Below are 19,743 nucleotides of genomic sequence, written 5' to 3'. Positions count from 1 at the left end.
GGAAATTCCGGCTCATTGGAATAGAGTCACGGAACACACGTCCATCGTCGACGTTTCACGGGGATTAAGGCGGAGGTCGGACATGCGTATTCCGGCGCACTCGGTGTGCACGGCCATCCGGGACGACATCGTCGCGGGTGTCTACGAGCGCGGCAGCCGCCTCACCGAGGAAGTCCTGGCCCGCCGCTACGGCGTCTCACGCGTCCCCGTCCGCGAGGCCCTGCGCACCCTGGAGGCCGAGGGCTTCGTGGTGACGCGCCGGCACGCGGGCGCGTGCGTGGCCGAACCGACCGAGCAGGAGGCCGCCGACCTGCTGGAGATGCGGACGCTGCTGGAGCCGCTGGGCGCCGCCCGGGCCGCGCAGCGGCGCACCGAGGCCCATCTGAAGGTGCTGCGCGGTCTGGTCCGGCTGGGCCAGGAGCGGGCCCGCAGGGGCGGCATCGAGGACCTGCGCTCGCTGGGCGGCTGGTTCCACGAGACGCTGGCCCAGGCCTCCGGCAGCACCTCACTGACCTCGATGCTCACCCAGCTGCGGCACAAGATCGCCTGGATGTACGTGGTGGAGGCGCCGCTCAGCCCGATGGAGTCCTGGACGGAGCACGGCGCGATCGTGGACGCGGTGGCGCGCGGGGACGGGGAGCGCGCGCGGGCGCTCACGGCGCTGCACGCCGAGCGAGCGACGGGTGCGCACCGGCTGCGCTTTTCCCCCGCCGCGGAGCGTGTGAGGAGTTCGCAACACCCCGTAAACATGTCGGGCCCGCGGCATTAACAAGCGCACCGTATACAAAGAAGAGTAATTTCCGGGCGGGGTATTTCCTGCTGCCCGAATTCATCGCGCCGTATTCGCGAGAGTTCGCCGGGAGTCGGCGGGCGGTAAATCGACGGCACATCGGGCCGAGCGTGCGCGCATACGGCGAAGCCGCGCCGCCCCGAAAGGCGAACGCGGCTCCGGCGCTCTGCGCGGTGGTCGCTCAGACGGTCTCGGGCAGCTCTTCCAGGCCCTCGGAGACCAGCTTGGCCAGACGGTCCAGGGCGGCGTCGGCGCCCTCGGCGTCGGAGGCGAGGACGATCTCCTCGCCACCCTGGGCACCCAGGCCCAGGACGGCCAGCATGGAGGCCGCGTTGACGGGGTTGCCCCCGGCCTTGGCGATCGTCACCGGGACGCCTGCGGCCGTGGCGGCTCGGACGAAGATGGAGGCGGGGCGGGCGTGGAGGCCCTCGGCCCAGCCGACGTTGACGCGGCGCTCAGCCATGTGTTGCTGCCCTTCGGTGTTCAGGTTGTCTAGACCAGTTTCCCATACCGTGAAGCGTGTCCGGAGCGGACCTTCGTCCCCTCCGGTGTGGCGCCGGACCGCGGCCTCGGTCCGGCTTGTCGTCCTCCACAGACTGCCTCGCGCCGTTGTCGGACGCGAGCCGTACTCTGGGGCCCATGCAGACCTCGGCGGACCGGCAGGACCGGCACCAGTACCCCGCCCACTGGGAGGCGGACGTGGTGCTGCGCGACGGTGGCACCGCGCGCATCAGGCCCATCACCGTTGATGACGCCGACCGCCTGGTCAGTTTCTACGAGCAGGTCTCGGACGAGTCGAAGTACTACCGCTTCTTCGCGCCGTACCCACGGCTCTCCGCCAAGGACGTCCACCGCTTCACGCACCACGACTTTGTGGACCGGGTGGGACTCGCGGCCACCATCGGCGGCGAGTTCATCGCCACCGTACGCTATGACCGCATCGGCACCGACGGTATGCCCGCGTCCGCGCCCGCCGACGAGGCCGAGGTCGCCTTCCTGGTGCAGGACGCCCACCAGGGCCGCGGGGTCGCCTCCGCCCTGCTGGAGCACATCGCGGCCGTCGCGCGCGAGCGGGGCATCCGCCGTTTCGCCGCCGAGGTGCTGCCCGCCAACAACAAGATGATCAAGGTGTTCACGGACGCGGGCTACACCCAGAAACGCAGCTTCGAGGACGGCGTGGTCCGCCTGGAGTTCGACCTCGAACCCACCGACCGCTCCCTCGCCGTGCAGCGCGCGCGGGAACAGCGCGCCGAGGCCCGTTCCGTACGGCGGCTCCTCGCGCCCGGCTCCGTCGCGGTGGTCGGCGTCGGCCGCGCCCCCGGCGGGGTGGGCCGCGGCGTCCTCGGCAACCTCCGCGACGCCGGCTACCCCGGCCGTCTGTACGCCGTGAACAAGGCCTTCCCGCAGGACCTCAAGGAGGTCGACGGGGTGCCCGCGCACCGCTCGGTGCGGGAGATCGACGGGCATGTGGACCTGGCCGTCGTCGCCGTACCGGCCGCGCACGTGCCCGCCGTGGTCGCCGAGTGCGGGGAGCACGGCGTCCAGGGCCTGGTCGTGCTCTCCGCCGGATACGCCGAGAGCGGGCCCGAGGGACGGGAGCGGCAGCGGGCCCTCGTGCGGGCCGCGCGCGCGTACGGCATGCGGATCATCGGCCCGAACGCCTTCGGGATCATCAACACCGCCCCGGACGTCCGGCTGAACGCCTCCCTCGCCCCCGAGATGCCCCGCCCCGGCCGCATCGGGCTGTTCGCCCAGTCCGGCGCCATCGGCATCGCCCTGCTGTCCCGGCTGCACCGGCGCGGGGGAGGGGTCACCGGGGTCACCGGCGTGTCCACCTTCGTGTCCGCAGGCAACCGCGCCGACGTCTCCGGCAACGACGTCCTCCAGTACTGGTACGACGATCCCGAGACCGACGTCGTCCTCATGTACCTGGAGTCCATCGGCAACCCCCGCAAGTTCACCCGCCTCGCCCGGCGGACGGCGGCGGCGAAGCCGCTGGTGGTGGTGCAGGGGACGGGCACGGCACCGCCGGGGCACGCGGTACGGGCCACCCGGCTGCCGTACGAGACCGTCTCCGCGCTGCTCCGGCAGGCCGGCGTGATCCGGGTCGACACGATCACCGAGCTGGTCGACGCGGGGCTGCTGCTCGCCCGGCAGCCGCTGCCCACCGGACCGCGCGTGGCCATCCTCGGCAACTCGGAGTCGCTGGGCGTGCTGACGTACGACCGGTGTCTCGCCGAGGGCCTGCGGCCCGCGCGGCCGGTCGACCTGACGACCGGGGCGACGGCGGAGGACTTCCACCGGGCGCTCGCCGCCGCGCTGGCCGACGGCACGAACGACGCCGTCGTCGTCACGGCGATCCCCGCGATCGGGGAGGGCTCGCCGGGGGACGCGGAGCTGGCGGAGGCGCTGCGGTCGGCCGCGGCGGCGGTGCCGGGGAAGCCGGTGCTCGTGGTGCACGTGGAACTCGGTGGGCTGGCGCAGGCGTTGTCGGCGGCGGCGAGCACCGCACCGAGGGCCGTCGAGAAGGTGCCCGGTACCGAGGGAGCGGCGGTTCCCGCCGCACTGACCGCCCCGCCCGAGGGCACCCACCTCATCCCCGCCTACCCCGCCGCCGAACGGGCCGTCCGCGCCCTCGCCGAAGCCGTGAAGTACGCGCAGTGGCGACGGGAGGCGGCCGATCCCGGGAAGGTGCCGGAGTACGACGACATCGACGAGAAGGGGGCCGCCCGGCTGATCGGCGAGCTGCTCGCGCGCGGGCAGGGCCTCACCATCTCCGACGCGGAGACCTGTGAGCTGCTCGGCAAGTACGGCATACCCGTGCGCCGCGCCCTGCCCGCGCTCACCCCGGACGCCGCCGTCGAAGCCGCCCGCGCGCTCGGCTACCCGGTCGCCCTCAAGGCCACCGCCCCGCACCTCAGGCACCGCGCCGACCTGGGCGGCGTACGCCTCGACCTCGCGGACGAGGAACAACTGCTGCGGGCGTACGCCGAATTGACCGAGCTGTTCGGGCAGCCGGAGCAGTTGCGGCCGGTGGTGCAGGGGATGGCACCGCGCGGGGTCGACACGGTCGTACGGGCCGTGATCGACCCGGCGGCCGGGGCCGTGCTGTCGTTCGGCCTCGCCGGGGCCGCCTCGCAGCTGCTCGGCGACATGGCCCACCGGCTGATCCCCGTCACCGACCGCGAGGCGACCTCGCTGCTGCGATCGATCCGGACGGCACCGCTGCTGTTCGGCTGGCGCGGCTCCACCCCCGTGGACACCCCGGCCCTGGAGGAGCTGCTGCTGCGGGTGTCGCGGCTGGTCGACGACCACCCGGAAGTGGTCGCGGTCACCCTGGAGCCGGTCGTCGTCGCCCCCCACGGAGCCACCGTGCTCGGCGCCACGGTACGACTCGCGCCCCCACCGGCCCGCGACGACCTGGGCCCACGGACCCTGCCGGCGTACTGAGCGGGCACAGCCCCGCCGAGGCCGGCCGGGCGTCGGCTTCCCGGTGACCGGCCGCGGGTGCGGGCGACTGGCCCGGAGCGCTCTTGCCCACGGATTAGGATGGACGCCATGGCCAAGACCAGTACGACGACCCAGGGGCTGCGCGCGGCGATCGAGCGCAGCGGCTACTACCCGGCCCTCGTGGCCGAGGCGGTGGAGGCCGCTGTGGGCGGCGAGCCCATCCGGTCGTACCTGGTCCACCAGGAGACCACCTTCGACCAGAACGAGGTGCGCCGGCACGTCACCGTGCTGGTCCTCACCGGCAACCGCTTCATCGTCAGCCACACCGACGAGCAGGCCGCCGACAGCACGTCCCCGACGCCGTACGCCACCACCTCCACCGAGTCCGTGAAGCTCGACCGGATCTCCTCGGTCGTGGTCAGCCGGGTGGTCGCGAACCCGGAGCAGTACAAGCCGGGCACCCTGCCCCGCGAGGTCGTGCTGACCATCGGCTGGGGCGCGGTCAACCGCATCGACCTGGAGCCCGCCGCCTGCGGCGACCCCAACTGCGACGCCGACCACGGCTACACGGGCAGCTCCACGGCGGACGACCTCAGCCTGCGCGTCAGCGAGGCCGGGGACGGCCCGGAGACGGTGCGCCAGGCGCTCGCCTTCGCGCAGTCCATCTCGGAGGCGACCGCGGACGTCACGCGCTGATGTCCCAGCTCTCCGCCTGGGACCACCCGGAACCCCTCGCCCTGGACACCGCGCCGCTGCCCGAGTACGGCACCGGCTCCCTCGCCGACCTGCTGCCCACCCTGGCCGCCGGCATGGGCGTGCCCGGCCTGACCGCAACGATCGCGGAACTGGCCCCCGCCGACCGGGTCTGTGTCTTCCTGATCGACGGCCTCGGCTGGGAACAGCTCAGGGCCCATCCCGACGAGGCCCCGTTCCTGACCTCCCTGCTCGGCAGCTCGCGCGGCGGCACCGGCCGCCCGCTCACCGCCGGCTACCCGGCGACCACCGCGACCTCCCTCGCCTCCGTCGGCACCGGCCTGCCGCCCGGCGTCCACGGGCTGCCCGGCTACACCGTGCGCAACCCGGACACCGGCGCGCTGATGAACCAGCTCCGCTGGCAGCCGTACACCGAACCGCGCTCCTGGCAGCCGTACCCCACCGTCTTCCAGCTGGCCCAGCAGGCCGGGGTGCACGCCGCCCAGGTGTCCTCGCCCGCCTTCGAGCACACCCCGCTCACCAAGGTGGCGCTCAGCGGCGGCACCTTCCACGGGCGGCTCACCGGCGAGGAGCGCATGGACCTCGCGGCGGAGCAACTGGCCGCGGCCGACCGCGCGCTGGTGTACACGTACTACGCCGAACTGGACGGCTCCGGACACCGCTACGGCATCGCCTCCGACACCTGGCGCGGTCAGCTCATGTGCGTCGACCGGCTCGTCCAGCGCCTCGCGGAGCAGCTGCCACCGCGCAGCGCCCTCTACGTCACCGCCGACCACGGCATGGTCGACATCCCGTTCGACGAGCGGCACCGCATCGACTTCGACGAGGACTGGGAGCTGCGCGCCGGAGTCGCCCTGCTGGGCGGCGAGGGCCGGGCCCGGCACGTGTACGCGGTGCCGGGTGCCGAGAACGACGTCCTGACCTGCTGGCGCGAGGTGCTCGGGGAGCAGTTCTGGGTGGCCTCGCGGGACGAGGCGATCGCGGCCGGCTGGTTCGGGCCGCAGGTGGACGAGCGCGTGTACCCGCGGATCGGGGACGTGGTCGCCGCCGCGCACGACGACGTCCTGATCATCGCCTCCGAGCGGGAGCCCAAGGAGTCGGCGCTGGTCGGCAACCACGGCTCGATGACTCCCGCCGAGCAGCTGGTCCCGCTGCTCGAAGTACGTCCCTGACCCACCCCCGCCCTCCTGACCCGCCCCCCTCTGGCCCTCCGTTGCCGAAAGGTGCTCAACTCCTCATGCCCGAGCTGGTGTTCTTCTCCGGAACCATGGACTGCGGGAAGTCGACGCTGGCTCTCCAGATCGAGCACAACCGCTCCGCGCGCGGCCTGGCCGGCATGATCTTCACCCGGGACGACCGCGCGGGCGAGGGCAAGCTGTCCTCCCGGCTCGGCCTGGTCACCGACGCCGTGGAGGTCGAGGACGGCCAGGACCTGTACGCCTATCTCGTCGACCATCTCTCGCGGGGCGGCCGGGCCGACTATGTGATCGCGGACGAGGCGCAGTTCCTCGCGCCCGAGCAGATCGACCAGCTCGCGCGCGTGGTGGACGATCTCGGCCTGGACGTGTTCGCCTTCGGCATCACCACCGACTTCCGCTCCAAGCTGTTCCCCGGCTCCCAGCGGCTGGTGGAGCTGGCCGACCGGATAGAGGTGCTCCAGGTGGAGGCGCTGTGCTGGTGCGGCGCCCGCGCCACGCACAACGCCCGCACGATAGACGGCGAGATGGTGGTCGAGGGCGCCCAGGTGGTCGTCGGCGACGTCAACCAGTCCGCGGGCCAGGTCGGCTACGAGGTGCTGTGCCGGCGCCACCACCGGCGCCGGATGACCGCCGCCGCGGCCCGCGCGGCGGCCCTGTCCCCGGACGTGCTGCCCGTCCCGCCCTCCGGAACCCCCTGAGCGCTCAGCGCGGGTTCTGGATCACCGAGAACTCGGCGCCCTCCGGGTCCGCCACGGTCGCCAGCCGCCCGTGCGGGCTGTCGTGGGCCGGCCTGAGGACCCGGCCGCCCAGCCCGGTGACCTGCCGCAGCGTTGCGCCGAGATCGGCGACCTCGAAGTACGTCTGCCAGTACGGCCCCCGGTCCCGGGGCAGGCCGTGGCCCATGCCGTGCAGCCCGGCCACCGGGCGGCCGTCGAGGCGCAGGGTCAGACAGTCGAAGTCGGCGGAGACCACCGGCTCCTCCTCGTAGCCGAACACGCTCTTGTAGAACTTGGCGACGCTCTCCGTCTCGTAGGTGACCAGTTCGTTCCAGACGGGGGTGCCGGGCACGCCGGTGATCGACGTGCCGAGATGCGCGGAGCCCTGCCAGATCCCGAACACCGCCCCGGAGGGGTCGGCGGCGATCGCCATCCGCCCGGCCTCGGCCGCGTCCAGCGGCCCGACGGCCAGCGTGCCGCCGCACAGCCGTACGGTGTCCGCGGTCTGGTCCACGTCGTCCGAGGCGAAGTACGGCGTCCAGGCGACCGGCAGCCGGCGGTCCGGAGGCAGCTGGCCCATGCCCGCGACGTCCCGCCCGTCCAGCAGCGCCCGCACATACGGCCCGAGCTGCTGCGGGCCCGGCCGGAACTCCCAGCCGAACAGCTCACCGTAGAACTCCTCGGTGGCGTCCAGCGCGTGCACCATGAGGCTCACCCAGCAGGGTGTGCCGGGCACGCGCCGCGCGTGCGGACCGGCCGACTCCCGTGCCTCGGTCATCGATCACTCTCTCCCCGGCCCCTCGCGGTGGCCGTGTCGCTTCCGCTCCCCGGAAGGGTGTCCACGCCGCTGGCGCGTACGCCCGTGCCGGTGCCCGCATCCTCCTCGGTGCCGCGGGGCCGTACCGCGCCGCTCGGCCGTACCTCCGGGAGGATGCCCGGTCTGCCGTCTTTCGCCGCTTCCTGACGATGGCCGGCGGGTGTCCGTCGGCTGTACAGCACGTGCTCGATCACGTACGCCGGGTGATCGAGCGGGTCCGGCCGAGCAGAGTAGCCGGACCTGGACGCCGCGGCCACCCCTGGCGTATGGATGGACGCCATGAACGCCATCATCACCGCATCCGAACTCGCACATGAGCTGACCGGCGACAACCCGCCGGTGCTGCTGGACGTGCGCTGGCAGCTGAGCACGGCGAAGGCGGCTGGCGCGCCGGCCTTCGACGGACGGGCCGAGTACACGTCCGGTCACATCCCCGGCGCGGTCTTCGTCGACCTGGACCGGGAGCTGGCCGCCGCGCCCGGCGCGCACGGCCGGCATCCGCTGCCAGGCCTGGCGGAGTTCGGTGCCGCGATGCGCCGCGCGGGCGTGTCGGCGGGCCGGCCGGTCGTCGTGTACGACGGCGGGCAGGGCTGGGCCGCCGCGCGCGCGTGGTGGCTGCTGCGCTGGACGGGTCACCCGGACGTGCGGGTGCTCGACGGCGGGTTGCCGTCCTGGGAGGGCGAGCTGTCCACCGGGACGCCGGTCCCGGCCGAGGGTGACTTCGAGCCGACGCCGGCCGCGGCGGGGCTGCTGGACGCTGACGAGGCCGCGGCCCTGGCCCGCACGGGTGTGCTGCTGGACGCGCGCGCGGGGGAGCGGTACCGCGGTGAGGTGGAGCCGATCGACCGGGTCGGCGGGCACATCCCGGGCGCGGTGTCGGCGCCGACGACGGAGAACGTGGGCCCGGACGGCCGTTTCCTGCCCGCGGTGGAGCTGAGGGACCGCTTCAAGGCCCTGGGAGTGTCCGAGGACACCGAGGTGGGCGTGTACTGCGGTTCGGGCGTCTCCGCCGCCCACGAGGTCCTCGCGCTGGCCGTGGCGGGCATTCCGGCGGCCCTGTACGTCGGTTCCTGGTCCGAGTGGTCCTCGGACCCGTCCCGGCCGGTGGCGGTGGGCGCGGACCCGCAGTAACCGGGCAACCGGAAGAGGGGGCACGCGCGCGTGCCCCCTCTTCCCTCGGTACGACCGTCCTACTCCTGCTTCTTGCGGCGCGTGCCGAACACGATCTCGTCCCAGCTCGGTACGGCGGCGCGGCGGCCGGGGCGGACGCCGTCGGCCTCCGCCTGGCGGTCGGTCGCGCCGATGAGCCGGTCGCGGTGGCTGCCGACGGAGCGCGGCATGAGGACGTCCGCGTAGGCGGAGCCGGCGGACGCGGCGGGCGCCGGCGGCTCCTCGGCGGCGGGCTCGTCGTCGGTCTCCTCCGAGGGCTCCGCCGGGCGTTCCGGGACCACCAGGTCGCCCCGGAAGCTCGGCACGGCCTCCAGCAGGCTGGTCAGCGAGTCGCGTTCGCCCGTGCTCTCCTCGGCGGGCTCCGACGCCTGCGCGGGGAGGCTGGGCCGCTCCCGGTCGCCGCGGTCGAGGGCGCGGTCCATGGTGCGCTCGCGCGGCAGCCGGGCGATCCTCGGGACGAACGGGAAGCTCGGCTCCGGTACGGCGAGGTCGTCGGACTCGCCGATCAGCGAGCGCGCCTCGTCGTCGACGGCCTGGACGAGCCGCCGGGGCGGGTCGTACGTCCAGCTCGCAGAGTGCGGTTCCCCCGCGACCCGGTAGACGAGGAGCACCTCCCAGGTGCCGTCGTCGCGGCGCCAGGAGTCCCACTGCACGGTGTCCTTCTCGGCGCCGCGCAGCAGCAGCCGTTCCTGCACGGCCTCGCCGAGCAGGGGTCCGGAGTTCTCGCCGGGGCGGCGGACCGGGGTCTTGCGGGCCCGCTCGGCCATGAAGGCGCGTTCGGCCAGCACCGGCCCCTCGAAGCGCCGTACCCGGTCGACGGGGATGCCGGCGAGCTGCGCGACCTCTTCCGCCGTGGCACCGGCTCGTATCCGGGCCTGGATGTCTCGCGGGCGCAGATGGCTCTCGACCTCGATCTCGATCTGGCCGAGACGGGGCCGGTCGCCGCGGACGGCGGCGCGGAGCCGTTCGTCGATCGGAAGCGTGTACTCCGTAGAGTCGGCAGCCTTCAGCACCAGCCGTGTGCCGTCATTCGAGACGGCCACGACACGCAGTTCGGGCATGGGGACCTCCCGGGTGGTGCCTGCCGACGTCACGTGCGTCGCTGCTTCCGCTAGTCGAGTGTGGCCTGCCCGGGTGCAGCCTGCCACAACCTTGCCGAGTTGCCCGGCGTGTCGGGCACGGGCCCGGGGCCGCCGTTATGGCACGGTTACCTGTTCGCAACGCTAAGTGACCAACTCCGTCACCCTGTGCAACTAGCCCCCTCCCGGCGATCCTGCAAGGTCGCGGGCACCCTGGTGGGAGGCCGGACCCAGGGCTCGCAACAGTACTCCATTTGGACCACGTGCGTGGATTGGCGCGCCGCCCAACTTCTGGCAAGGGGTGCGACTTGGCCGTTCGCAACCGGTTTTGTGGATCATGAACGTGGTGAACTTCACGCAACCGCCAGAAACGGAACGAATGGTTTCACCGAGTGCGCCCAGCGCCTCCGCCACGACGCCTACGCCCCCAGAACCCTCCGCAGATAGTCGTTCCGGAACAGCCGGTCCGGGTCGAGACGATCCCGCAGCGCCGTGAACTCGCCGAAGCGCGGGTACACCCGGGCGAGGTACTCCGCGTCCCGCGTGTGCACCTTGCCCCAGTGCGGACGCCCCTCGTGCGCGGTGAAGATCCGCTCGGCGGCCGTGAAGTACGCCTGGTACGGCGTGCCCCGGAACATGTGTACGGCGATGTAGGCGCTGTCCCGGCCGGAGGCGGTGGACAGGGTGATGTCGTCGGCCGGGGCGGTGCGCACCTCGACCGGAAAGCTGACGCGCAGCCCGGAGCGGTCGACCATGGCCTTCAGCTCACGCAGCGTCTCCACGAGCGCCGCGCGCGGGACGGCGTACTCCATCTCCACGAAGCGCACCCGGCGCGGTGAGGTGAAGACCCTGTAAGGGATGTCCGTGTACGTCCGCGCGGACAGGGCCCTGCTGGAGATCTGCGCGATCGCCGGAACGGTCGCCGGGACCGCGCGGCCGACCCACTGGGCCACCTGGAAGACGCCGTTGGAGAGGAACTCGTCCTCGAACCAGCCCGCCAGCTGTCCCACCGGCTGCTCGGGGCCGGCGCTGCGGTTGTTCCGCTTGGTGTTGGTGTTCGCCGTGTGCGGGAACCAGTAGAACTCGAAGTGTTCGTTCTCGGCCCACAGCTGATCGAACTCGGCGAGGACCCGGTCGAAGGGCATGGGTTCCTCGCGCGCGGTGAGCAGGAAGAGCGGCTCCACGGCGAAGGTGATCGCGGTGACGACGCCCAGGGCGCCGAGGCCGACGCGGGCCGCCGCGAAGACCTCCGGGTTCTCCTTCTCGGAACAGGTGAGCACCGAACCGTCGGCCGTGACCAGTTCCAGTGCCTTGATCTGGGCGGCGATGGAGCCCGAGGCGCGGCCGGTGCCGTGCGTGCCGGTGCTGGTGGCCCCGGACACGGTCTGCTCCATGATGTCGCCCATGTTGGTGAGCGAGAGGCCCTCGCGCGCGAGAGCGGCGTTGAGTCTCTTGAGCGGGGTGCCCGCCTCCACCGTGACGGTCATGGACGCCCGGTCGATGGTGCGTATACCGGTCAACAGTTGAGGGCGTATCAACACACCGTCGGTGGCGGCGATCGAGGTGAAGGAGTGCCCGGTGCCGACCGCCTTCACCTTGAGGCCGTCCTCCCGGGCCCGGCGCACCGCACCGGCCAGCTCCTCCACGGAGGCCGGCGTGACCTGCCGGGCGGGCCGGGCGGTGACGTTGCCGCCCCAGTTACGCCAGGTGCCGTTCTTCCCGCTCGCTGTGCTGCTCAACGGTGCCTCCCCGACCCGCGGCCGGCCTGCGCAGCCGGCGGTACCCGAGGAAACCGACCGCGACCGCGACGGCCCCGGACACGGCCGGGACCCCGTACCCGGCCCGTGCACCGGCCGCGTCGATCACCCAGCCGGCCACGGAGGAGCCGACCGCGATGCCGACGGCGAGGCCGGTGCTCACCCAGGTCATGCCCTCGGTGAGCTGCGCGCGCGGTACGTGCTCTTCGATGAGGGACATCGTCGTGATCATCGTCGGTGCGATGGACAGCCCCGCAACGAACAGCGCCACGGCCAGAAGCGGCAGGTTTCCGACCAGTAGGAGGGGGATCATACTCACGGCCATCGCCGCCACGCCCAGCAACCAGCGACGTTCCGGCGCACCGCTGAAGCGCAGGAGCCCGAACACCACGCCGGCGACGCAGGAACCGGCCGCGTACAGCGCCAGGACCACGCTCGCGGCGCCCTTGTGGCCGCGCTCGTCGGCGAAGGCGACGGTGACCACGTCCACCGCTCCGAAGATGGCGCCGGTCGCCACGAAGGTCGCCACCAGCACCTTCAGCCCCGCCGCGCGCAGGGCGCTGCCGCCGCCCTGCGGCTCGCGCGGATGCGGGGCCGGCTCGGTGGCGCGCTGGGTGGTCAGCCAGAAGACGCCGGCCGCCAGGAAGCAGGCGGCGAGCAGGGGGCCCGCCTCCGGGAACCAGGCCGTGGACAGGCCGATGGAGATGATCGGCCCGAAGATGAAGCACACCTCGTCCACGACCGACTCGAACGAGTAGGCGGTGTGCAGCTTGGGGGTGCCCCGGTACAGCGCGGCCCAGCGGGCCCGGATCATCGCGCCCAGGCTCGGCACCGAACCGATCCCGGCCGCGCAGACGAACAGCACCCAGTCCGGCCACCGGAAGTGGGCGGCGACCAGCAGCCCGGCCGCCGCGACCAGGGCCACCAGGGTCGCGGGGCGCAGCACCCGGCGCTGCCCGTGCCGGTCCACCAGCCGGGAGATCCGCGGCCCGATCGCGGCGGCGGACAGCGCGATGGTGGCCGACAGGGCGCCCGCGAGGCCGTACCGCCCGGTGAGCTGGGAGACCATCGTGACGACGCCGATCCCCATCATCGACAGCGGCATCCGCCCGAGGAATCCCGCGGCGGAGAAGGCCTTGGTGCCGGGCTCGGCGAACAGGGCTCTGTAGGGGCTGGGCACGTGGTCTCCGAAGCGACTCGGTAAGGCGCGAATGCGGCTGATACAGCTTACGAGTCAGGGGACCCTCATCGCACCTGGTCAAGCGTGTGCAATCGCGCCTGATCCAGCACCCGCAGAAACCGCCCTAAACCGACTGGAACCCGACTCTTCACCCCGTTGTTTCCTCACTGTCAGTGCCGGGTGGGAGGATCGACTCATGCCAGACGCGCTCGATCCCACCCCGTACGACGCCCTGCTCCTGCTCTCCTTCGGCGGCCCCGAAGGCCCGGACGACGTGGTCCCGTTCCTGGAGAACGTCACGCGCGGGCGCGGCATCCCCAAGGAACGCCTCAAGGAAGTCGGGCAGCACTACTTCCTGTTCGGCGGGGTGAGCCCCATCAACGCCCAGAACCGCGCCCTGCTGGACGCCCTGCGCAAGGACTTCGCCGACCACGGCCTGGACCTGCCGGTCCACTGGGGCAACCGCAACTGGGCGCCGTACCTGACGGACACCCTGCGCGAGATGGTCGCCGACGGCCGCCGCCGCATCCTGGTCCTCGCCACCAGCGCCTACGCCTCCTACTCGGGCTGCCGGCAGTACCGCGAGAACCTCGCCGACGCGCTGGCCGCCCTGGAGGCCGAGGGCCTCGAGCTGCCGAGGATCGACAAGCTGCGGCACTACTTCAACCACCCCGGCTTCGTCGAGCCCATGATCGACGGCGTGCTGCGCTCCCTCGCCGACCTCCCCGAGGACGTCCGCGCGGGCGCCCACATCGCCTTCACCACCCACTCCATCCCGACCTCCGCCGCCGACACCTCCGGCCCCGTCGAGGCCCACGGCGAGGGCGGTGCCTACGTCGAGCAGCACCTGGACGTGGCCCAGCTGATCGCCGACGCCGTCCGCGAGCGCACGGGCGTCGACCACCCCTGGCGGCTCGTCTACCAGTCGCGCTCCGGCGCCCCGCACATCCCGTGGCTGGAGCCCGACATCTGCGACCACCTGGAGGAGCGGCGCGCCGCCGGTGTCCCGGCCGTCGTCATGGCCCCCATCGGCTTCGTCTCCGACCACATGGAGGTCCTCTACGACCTCGACACCGAGGCGAAGGCCAAGGCCGAGGAACTGGGCCTGCCGGTGCGCCGCTCGGCCACCGTGGGCGCCGACCCGCGGTTCGCCGCGGCCGTCCGCGAGCTGATCCTGGAGCGGGCCGCCGTGGAACGCGGCCAGCAGGTCACCCCCTGCGCCCTGGGCGCGCTCGGCCCCAGCCACCAGGTGTGCCCGGTCGGCTGTTGTCCGGCCCGCGCCCCCCGCCCCGCCGCCGCGGGCGCCGACAGCCCCTACGCGTGAGGAGACCCGTGACCGACGCCCTGCACCGGGACCTGCTCGACCTCGCCCAGGAGGCCGCCCGCCGCGCCGGCGAGCTGCTGCGCGACGGCCGCCCCGCCGACCTGGCCGTGGCGAAGACCAAGTCCAGCCCCATCGACGTCGTCACCGAGATGGACATCGCGGCGGAGAAGCTGATCACCGATCTGATCTCCGGTCAGCGCCCCGACGACGGCTTCCTCGGCGAGGAGGGCGCCTCCGTCGAGGGCACGAGCGGCATCCGCTGGGTGATCGACCCGCTGGACGGCACCGTCAACTACCTGTACGGCCTGCCGACCTGGGCCGTGTCCATCGCCGCCGAGCAGGACGGCGAGACCGTCGTCGGGGTCGTCGCGGCTCCGATGCGCGGCGAGACGTACCACGCGGTGCGCGGCGGCGGCGCGTGGGCCACGGGCGCGTGGCAGGGCGAGCGGGCGCTCACCTGCCGTCCCGCGCCCCCGCTGGACCAGGCCCTGGTCTCCACCGGCTTCAACTACGTCACCGAGGTCCGCGTCCACCAGGCCGAGATCGCCGCCCGGCTGATCCCCCTGCTGCGGGACATCCGGCGCGGCGGCTCGGCGGCGGTCGACCTGTGCGACGTGGCCTGCGGCCGGCTCGACGGGTACTACGAGCGGGGGCTCAACGCGTGGGACTTCGCGGCGGGTGACCTGATCGCCCGGGAGGCGGGCGCGCTGACCGGTGGACGGCCCGGAGAGCCGCCGTCGCGGGATCTGACCGTGGCCGGGTCGCCGGAGGTGTTCGAGCCTCTTCAGCGGCTGCTGGAGGAGTTCGGCGCCTGGCACGACTGATCCCGGGGAGCGGACACGCGAAGGGACCCCGGCGCTGGATTCGCCGGGGTCCCTCCTTGCGCTTCCGGGCCGATCAGACGCGTGACGCGCCGACCTCCACACCGTGTTCGGCGGCGAGGCGGCGCAGGTCGTCGAGCTCTGCCTGCTCCACCTCGACGAGGAAGTCGTCGCCCTCGTCACGAGCCCGCGACAAGTCGGACTCGGTCGCCCTTATGCGCTGCAGAAGTCCTGCGGTGAAAGCGTCCATGCTGCGCCCCCTCGTCCTGGGTCGTGGGTCAGTGGCACGGGGGTGTGCCGTATGGAAGGGGCGATCACGTCTCTCGCAGGTGCCCAGCGCTGCCCGGCCGGGCGGCGACGGTGCCGGACACCCACGCCCGCTCCGCGAAGCGGAGGCCGAAGTACCGCATGGTGCTGCGGCACATGCAGAGCGTGATCGCGGGGTGTAAAGCCGTCCTCCCCCCGCTCCCCTCCGTGGAAACCTCAACCGGAGGAGAAATTCTCGTATTCCCGCCCCAGGAACCCCGTCCCTGCGGTCCGAACCCCGCCTTACAGCCGACTTATGGCCGAAAAGGGCAGGATGGGGGTCACACCCACGGACACCCCTGCCCGCACGCGCCCACGGCGCGTCTTCGCGGGTGGACACAGGAAGGACAAGCGACGTGCGCGTACTCGTCGTCGAGGACGAGCAGCTGCTCGCCGATGCGGTGGCCACCGGACTGCGCCGGGAGGCCATGGCCGTCGACGTCGTGTACGACGGTGCGGCCGCCCTGGAGCGCATCGGCGTCAACGACTACGACGTGGTCGTCCTCGACCGCGACCTCCCGCTCGTCCACGGCGACGACGTCTGCCGCAAGATCGTCGAGCTGGGCATGCCCACGCGCGTGCTCATGCTCACCGCCTCCGGCGACGTCAGCGACCGCGTCGAGGGGCTGGAGATCGGCGCCGACGACTATCTGCCCAAGCCGTTCGCGTTCAGCGAGCTGATCGCGCGCGTGCGGGCCCTCGGCCGCCGGACCAGCGTGCCCCTGCCGCCGGTCCTGGAGCGCGCCGGCATCAAGCTCGACCCCAACCGCCGCGAGGTCTTCCGTGACGGCAAGGAGGTCCAGCTCGCGCCCAAGGAGTTCGCGGTGCTGGAGGTGCTGATGCGCAGCGAGGGCGCGGTCGTCTCAGCGGAGCAGCTGCTGGAGAAGGCCTGGGACGAGAACACCGACCCGTTCACCAACGTGGTGCGCGTGACGGTGATGACCCTGCGCCGCAAGCTGGGCGAGCCGCCCGTCATCGTCACCGTCCCCGGCTCGGGCTACCGGATCTGATCCCCGTGGCCACGACACCCGCGCCGCCCCAGGCGCCCCCGAAGCCCACCTGGGACCCCAGAAGGCCGCAGCCGCCCTTCCCGTGGCTGCGCCCGACCATCCGCATACGGCTGACGCTGCTGTACGGCGGCATGTTCCTGATCGCCGGCATCCTGCTGCTGTCGATCATCTACCTGCTGGCCGCACAGGCGATCAGCACCGGCAACCAGCCGCTGTTCAAGATCGTCAGCGGTTCGGCGATCAAGGTCACCAGCGACAACTGCCCCGCGGTGACCGCGATCAACTCCGGCCCGGTGCCGCTGTCGGACTTCAACGAGGCGATCGCCCACTGTGTGGACCAGCAGCGCCAGGCGGCCCTGGACAACCTGCTCAGCCGCTCCCTGCTGGCGCTGCTCGGCCTCGCCGTGATCGCCTTCGCGTTCGGCTACGCGATGGCCGGCCGCGTGCTGTCCCCGCTCGGCCGGATCACCCGCACGGCCCGCCAGGTCGCCGGCTCGGACCTGTCCCGCCGGATCGAGCTGGACGGCCCGGACGACGAGCTGAAGGAGCTGGCGGACACCTTCGACGACATGCTGGAGCGGCTGGAGCGGGCCTTCACCGCCCAGCAGCGCTTCGTCGGCAACGCCTCGCACGAGCTGCGCACCCCGCTCGCGATCAACCGCACGCTCCTCGAAGTGCACCTGTCGGATCCGAACGCGCCGATGGAACTCCAGCAGCTCGGCAAGACGCTGCTCGCCACCAACGAGCGCAGCGAACAACTGGTCGAGGGACTCCTGCTGCTCGCCCGCAGCGACAACCAGATCGTCGAGCGCAAGCCGGTCGACCTGGCCGAGGTCGCCACCCAGGCCATCGACCAGGTGCACGCCGAGGCCGACGCCAAGGGCGTGAAGATCCGGGGCGAGCGCAGGCCCGCCGTGGTGCAGGGCAACGGCGTGCTGCTGGAGCGGATCGCGCTGAACCTGGTCCAGAACGCCGTGCGGTACAACATGCCGGAGGAGGGCTGGGTCGAGGTGAACACCGAGATCCAGCACGGACAGGCGGTGCTGACCGTCACGAACACCGGGCCGGTCGTGCCGGCGTACGAGATCGACAACCTCTTCGAGCCCTTCCGGCGGCTGCGTACCGAGCGGACGGGCAGCGACAAAGGGGTCGGCCTCGGCCTGTCCATCGCCCGGTCCGTGGCCCGCGCGCACGGCGGTCACATCCTGGCCCAGCCCCGGGAGGGCGGAGGTCTGGTGATGCGCGTCACCCTGCCGTTGTGATCAGGAATCGACACACGCGGAGGTTGTTCGCTTCACGCGGAATTTTTCGACCGCCGTACCGGGTTCTTCCTGTGTGATCGATCACATGGGCGGATTTCCGGCCATCTACGCAGAGTGATCATGACAGAAGGTGGAAAGCCGGGAAAGTCCTGGTTTTCAGGGCTCTTGATCACGGGAAGTACACGGTGAGGCGCCTTTGAGGTGCGGCATTCGAACCGTGTACGGTCCTCACCGCCATCCAAGCCGATCACTCTTGAGGGATCGGGTTGGGTGTCGATTGAGTAACAGACCTTGATGTGAGGCAAAATCTCCGCCTCAGGTCGGGCACAAGTCCGGCCTCTCACGCGTTACGTGCGCTGGAGACACCGCAGACACCCAGAGGGGGAGAGCGACTATGGCAACCGATTACGACACTCCACGCAAGACCGACGACGACGTCGACTCGGACAGCCTTGAAGAGCTGAAGGCCCGGCGGAACGACAAGTCCACCTCATCGGTGGACGTCGACGAGTTCGAGGCCGCCGAGGGCCTCGAACTGCCCGGCGCCGACCTCTCGAACGAGGAGCTGGCCGTCCGGGTGCTGCCGAAGCAGCAGGACGAGTTCACGTGCATGAGCTGCTTCCTGGTGCACCACCGCAGCCAGCTGGCCAGGGAGAAGAACGGCCAGCCGATCTGCCGCGACTGCGACTGAGGACGGGTCGGCCGTGTCTGGCTCGACCCCTCCTCGGAAGCGCCGCTTCCCCCTGCGGAAAGCGGACCAAGGGCCGACCGACGGCCCGCACGGCGCGCGTGACGACGAGCGGGGCTCCCCGGCAGCGGGAGCCCCGCTCGAACCGGCGGCCGACCGGGAGAACCTGCCCGCGCCGGCGCAGCACCCCGCACCCGTCGCCCGGCGCCGGGCGGCGGTGATCCGTGAGAAGGCCCGGGGTCTGGCCCGGGAAGGCGCCCGCAAGGGCGGCAGCCGGGCCCGCGCGGGGCTGGCGTACCTCGCGGACCGGATCATCGAGATCGCCCCGCGCATCCCCGTACGCGACCTCGCGACCCTGCGCAGGCAGTTCCCCGGCCTCGGACCCGAGGAACTGGCCGACAAGCTGGTGGCGGGCGCGGCGGCCGGCACCTCGACGGTCGGGGCCGGGATCGGAGCGGCGGCGATGCTGCCGGTGCCGCCGGCCATGCCGACCGAGCTGGCCGCGGAGATCACCGGAGTCGCCGCGATAGAGCTGAAGCTCATCGCCGAACTGCACGAGGTCTACGGCCTGCGCCCGCCCGGGAACCTCAAGACCCGCACCGCCGCGTATCTGTCCTCCTGGTCGGGGGAGCGCGGGATCGACGTGATGAAGCCGTCGACGTACGACACGGCCATGGGCGGCCACATGAAGCGTCAGCTGCGCCAGCAGATCATGAAGCGGATGGTGCGCGACCTGCCCAACCTGATGCCGTTCATGGTCGGGGCCACGGTCGGGGCGGTCATGAACCGCCGGGACACCAAGAGACTCGCGGCCCGCATCCGGGCCGACCTGCGCAAGATCCAGGTGCCCTGGGAGGAACTGCCGGAGCTGCCGCCGCTGGAGAAGCCGGCCGAACCGCTGAGACTGCGCGAACTCCCCGGCGAACTCTAGGCGTGCGCCGTCCGGGGAACTCTAGGCGTGTGCCTTGCGCGCCGCCTCGATCGCCGCGGCCAGCTGCTCCGGCTCCCGCGTCGACAGGTACAGATACGGCGTCGGGTCCTGCGGGTCCGTGACCTCCACGCGCAGCGCCGTCGGGATGTAGGCGCGCAGCAGCAGGAACGCCCGGGTGTCGGCCTTGTACGTCCGCCAGGCGCGGGCCTCCTCCGCGTCCAGGATCTGCGCCGCGCCGAGGGCCGCCACCGGGATCTTCGCCTCGCCCGCGATCAGGGAGTCGCCCACGACCCGGATGCGCGGGGAGCCGTAGGCGCTGGCCACCACCGCCGCCGCGGCCGTACCGCCGACCAGGCCGCCGAGCAGCGGCAGGGTGCCGAAGGGCAGCAGGATCAGGGCGAACGAGACGCCCACCAGGAAGCTGATCAGCCACCACGAGCGGGGGGCGGTGAGGCGTTCTTCGTACGGGGTGGCGGAGAGCTGCATGAAGCCAAGCTTGGCACGGGATCCGCACACCACCGGAGTCGGG

The 19,743-nt window shown here is 72.2% G+C and carries 19 protein-coding genes; 12 read left to right on the top strand and 7 right to left on the bottom strand.

Going from position 1 to position 19,743, the window contains the following annotated elements; genetic code table 11:
- The first annotated feature begins 82 nt into the window (after positions 1-82).
- Positions 83-769 (top strand): GntR family transcriptional regulator, encoded by a 687-nt coding sequence (locus ACZ4WH_RS17925; protein ID WP_468181399.1) that lies wholly within the window; start codon positions 83-85, stop codon positions 767-769.
- Between the two features lie 202 nt (positions 770-971).
- On the opposite strand, the gene ACZ4WH_RS17920 is transcribed toward ACZ4WH_RS17925, so the two are convergent.
- Entirely contained in the window at positions 972-1,253 is a 282-nt protein-coding gene (locus ACZ4WH_RS17920) for an HPr family phosphocarrier protein (protein ID WP_014675499.1), read from the bottom strand.
- Between the two features lie 176 nt (positions 1,254-1,429).
- Here ACZ4WH_RS17920 and ACZ4WH_RS17915 point away from each other — a divergent pair, with 176 nt between their 5' ends.
- From ACZ4WH_RS17915 to ACZ4WH_RS17900, 4 genes are all read left to right on the top strand, one after another.
- Positions 1,430-4,240 (top strand): bifunctional acetate--CoA ligase family protein/GNAT family N-acetyltransferase, encoded by a 2,811-nt coding sequence (locus tag ACZ4WH_RS17915; protein ID WP_468181397.1) that lies wholly within the window; start codon positions 1,430-1,432, stop codon positions 4,238-4,240.
- A 99-nt stretch (positions 4,241-4,339) separates the two neighbouring features.
- Entirely contained in the window at positions 4,340-4,936 is a 597-nt protein-coding gene (locus tag ACZ4WH_RS17910; RefSeq protein WP_468181395.1) for a DUF5998 family protein, read from the top strand.
- On the top strand, positions 4,936-6,126 hold the full coding sequence (locus ACZ4WH_RS17905) for an alkaline phosphatase family protein (RefSeq protein ID WP_468181393.1): 1,191 nt from the start codon (positions 4,936-4,938) through the stop codon (positions 6,124-6,126). The genes ACZ4WH_RS17910 and ACZ4WH_RS17905 overlap by 1 nt, the downstream gene beginning before the upstream one ends.
- Before the next feature lie 65 nt (positions 6,127-6,191).
- Positions 6,192-6,851, top strand: a complete 660-nt coding sequence (locus ACZ4WH_RS17900) for a thymidine kinase (protein ID WP_468181391.1) — start codon at positions 6,192-6,194, stop codon at positions 6,849-6,851.
- Between the two features lie 4 nt (positions 6,852-6,855).
- Here the strand turns inward: ACZ4WH_RS17900 and ACZ4WH_RS17895 are convergent, their stop codons facing one another.
- The gene (locus ACZ4WH_RS17895) at positions 6,856-7,647 is read right to left on the bottom strand and encodes a VOC family protein (RefSeq protein ID WP_468181389.1); all 792 of its coding nucleotides are present in this window, start codon (positions 7,645-7,647) and stop codon (positions 6,856-6,858) included.
- A gap of 318 nt (positions 7,648-7,965) precedes the next feature.
- On the opposite strand from ACZ4WH_RS17895, the gene ACZ4WH_RS17890 reads away from it, so the two are divergent.
- Complete coding sequence (locus ACZ4WH_RS17890; RefSeq protein WP_468181387.1) at positions 7,966-8,817, top strand: sulfurtransferase; 852 nt, start codon at positions 7,966-7,968, stop codon at positions 8,815-8,817.
- Positions 8,818-8,876: 59 nt separating this feature from the next.
- Here the strand turns inward: ACZ4WH_RS17890 and sepH are convergent, their stop codons facing one another.
- The 3 genes from sepH to ACZ4WH_RS17875 form a co-directional block, all read right to left on the bottom strand.
- Entirely contained in the window at positions 8,877-9,917 is a 1,041-nt protein-coding gene (gene sepH, locus ACZ4WH_RS17885; protein WP_468181385.1) for a septation protein SepH, read from the bottom strand.
- 437 nt (positions 9,918-10,354) lie between these two features.
- A complete protein-coding gene (locus tag ACZ4WH_RS17880; protein WP_468181383.1) occupies positions 10,355-11,674 on the bottom strand; it encodes a D-arabinono-1,4-lactone oxidase in 1,320 nt (439 codons plus the stop codon).
- Positions 11,634-12,872, bottom strand: a complete 1,239-nt coding sequence (locus ACZ4WH_RS17875; RefSeq protein ID WP_468181381.1) for an MFS transporter — start codon at positions 12,870-12,872, stop codon at positions 11,634-11,636. Before ACZ4WH_RS17875 ends, ACZ4WH_RS17880 begins: the two co-directional genes overlap by 41 nt.
- Positions 12,873-13,068: 196 nt before the next feature.
- On the opposite strand from ACZ4WH_RS17875, the gene ACZ4WH_RS17870 reads away from it, so the two are divergent.
- Together ACZ4WH_RS17870 and ACZ4WH_RS17865 are read left to right on the top strand one after the other, a co-directional pair.
- Positions 13,069-14,196 carry a ferrochelatase gene (locus ACZ4WH_RS17870; RefSeq protein ID WP_468181379.1) on the top strand — a complete coding sequence of 376 codons (1,128 nt, stop codon included), beginning with the start codon at positions 13,069-13,071 and terminating at the stop codon, positions 14,194-14,196.
- A gap of 8 nt (positions 14,197-14,204) precedes the next feature.
- Positions 14,205-15,020, top strand: coding sequence for an inositol monophosphatase family protein (locus ACZ4WH_RS17865; RefSeq protein ID WP_468181377.1), 816 nt, complete (start codon positions 14,205-14,207; stop codon positions 15,018-15,020).
- Between the two features lie 73 nt (positions 15,021-15,093).
- Here the strand turns inward: ACZ4WH_RS17865 and ACZ4WH_RS17860 are convergent, their stop codons facing one another.
- Positions 15,094-15,267, bottom strand: a complete 174-nt coding sequence (locus tag ACZ4WH_RS17860; protein ID WP_023546087.1) for a hypothetical protein — start codon at positions 15,265-15,267, stop codon at positions 15,094-15,096.
- Positions 15,268-15,679: 412 nt separating this feature from the next.
- Here ACZ4WH_RS17860 and ACZ4WH_RS17855 point away from each other — a divergent pair, with 412 nt between their 5' ends.
- The 4 genes from ACZ4WH_RS17855 (at position 15,680) to ACZ4WH_RS17840 (ending at position 19,214) form a co-directional block, all read left to right on the top strand.
- Positions 15,680-16,333, top strand: a complete 654-nt coding sequence (locus ACZ4WH_RS17855; RefSeq protein WP_003993508.1) for a response regulator transcription factor — start codon at positions 15,680-15,682, stop codon at positions 16,331-16,333.
- Between the two features lie 5 nt (positions 16,334-16,338).
- On the top strand, positions 16,339-17,595 hold the full coding sequence (locus tag ACZ4WH_RS17850; RefSeq protein ID WP_468181375.1) for a sensor histidine kinase: 1,257 nt from the start codon (positions 16,339-16,341) through the stop codon (positions 17,593-17,595).
- A 394-nt stretch (positions 17,596-17,989) separates the two neighbouring features.
- A complete protein-coding gene (locus ACZ4WH_RS17845; RefSeq protein WP_003997302.1) occupies positions 17,990-18,286 on the top strand; it encodes a DUF4193 domain-containing protein in 297 nt (98 codons plus the stop codon).
- Positions 18,287-18,299: 13 nt separating this feature from the next.
- Entirely contained in the window at positions 18,300-19,214 is a 915-nt protein-coding gene (locus ACZ4WH_RS17840; protein WP_468181373.1) for a hypothetical protein, read from the top strand.
- Positions 19,215-19,235: 21 nt separating this feature from the next.
- On the opposite strand, the gene ACZ4WH_RS17835 is transcribed toward ACZ4WH_RS17840, so the two are convergent.
- Positions 19,236-19,700, bottom strand: a complete 465-nt coding sequence (locus ACZ4WH_RS17835; RefSeq protein WP_468181371.1) for a DUF3093 domain-containing protein — start codon at positions 19,698-19,700, stop codon at positions 19,236-19,238.
- Positions 19,701-19,743: the final 43 nt, after the last annotated feature.

It is taken from the genome of Streptomyces sp. NPDC029138, assembly GCF_055564375.1.
The sequence above is the reverse complement of the archived record's forward strand: the minus strand, read 5'-3'. Positions and strand labels throughout refer to the sequence as shown.

What these genes read in the sequence shown, in the direction of transcription:
- ACZ4WH_RS17925 (WP_468181399.1), top strand. Translation starts at nt 83, where the DNA reads ATGCGTATTCCGGCGCACTCGGTGTGCACGGCCATCCGGGACGACATC.
- ACZ4WH_RS17920 (WP_014675499.1), bottom strand. Translation starts at nt 1,253, where the DNA reads ATGGCTGAGCGCCGCGTCAACGTCGGCTGGGCCGAGGGCCTCCACGCC.
- ACZ4WH_RS17915 (WP_468181397.1), top strand. Translation starts at nt 1,430, where the DNA reads ATGCAGACCTCGGCGGACCGGCAGGACCGGCACCAGTACCCCGCCCAC.
- ACZ4WH_RS17910 (WP_468181395.1), top strand. Translation starts at nt 4,340, where the DNA reads ATGGACGCCATGGCCAAGACCAGTACGACGACCCAGGGGCTGCGCGCG.
- ACZ4WH_RS17905 (WP_468181393.1), top strand. Translation starts at nt 4,936, where the DNA reads ATGTCCCAGCTCTCCGCCTGGGACCACCCGGAACCCCTCGCCCTGGAC.
- ACZ4WH_RS17900 (WP_468181391.1), top strand. Translation starts at nt 6,192, where the DNA reads ATGCCCGAGCTGGTGTTCTTCTCCGGAACCATGGACTGCGGGAAGTCG.
- ACZ4WH_RS17895 (WP_468181389.1), bottom strand. Translation starts at nt 7,647, where the DNA reads ATGACCGAGGCACGGGAGTCGGCCGGTCCGCACGCGCGGCGCGTGCCC.
- ACZ4WH_RS17890 (WP_468181387.1), top strand. Translation starts at nt 7,966, where the DNA reads ATGAACGCCATCATCACCGCATCCGAACTCGCACATGAGCTGACCGGC.
- sepH (WP_468181385.1), bottom strand. Translation starts at nt 9,917, where the DNA reads ATGCCCGAACTGCGTGTCGTGGCCGTCTCGAATGACGGCACACGGCTG.
- ACZ4WH_RS17870 (WP_468181379.1), top strand. Translation starts at nt 13,069, where the DNA reads ATGCCAGACGCGCTCGATCCCACCCCGTACGACGCCCTGCTCCTGCTC.
- ACZ4WH_RS17860 (WP_023546087.1), bottom strand. Translation starts at nt 15,267, where the DNA reads ATGGACGCTTTCACCGCAGGACTTCTGCAGCGCATAAGGGCGACCGAG.
- ACZ4WH_RS17845 (WP_003997302.1), top strand. Translation starts at nt 17,990, where the DNA reads ATGGCAACCGATTACGACACTCCACGCAAGACCGACGACGACGTCGAC.
- ACZ4WH_RS17835 (WP_468181371.1), bottom strand. Translation starts at nt 19,700, where the DNA reads ATGCAGCTCTCCGCCACCCCGTACGAAGAACGCCTCACCGCCCCCCGC.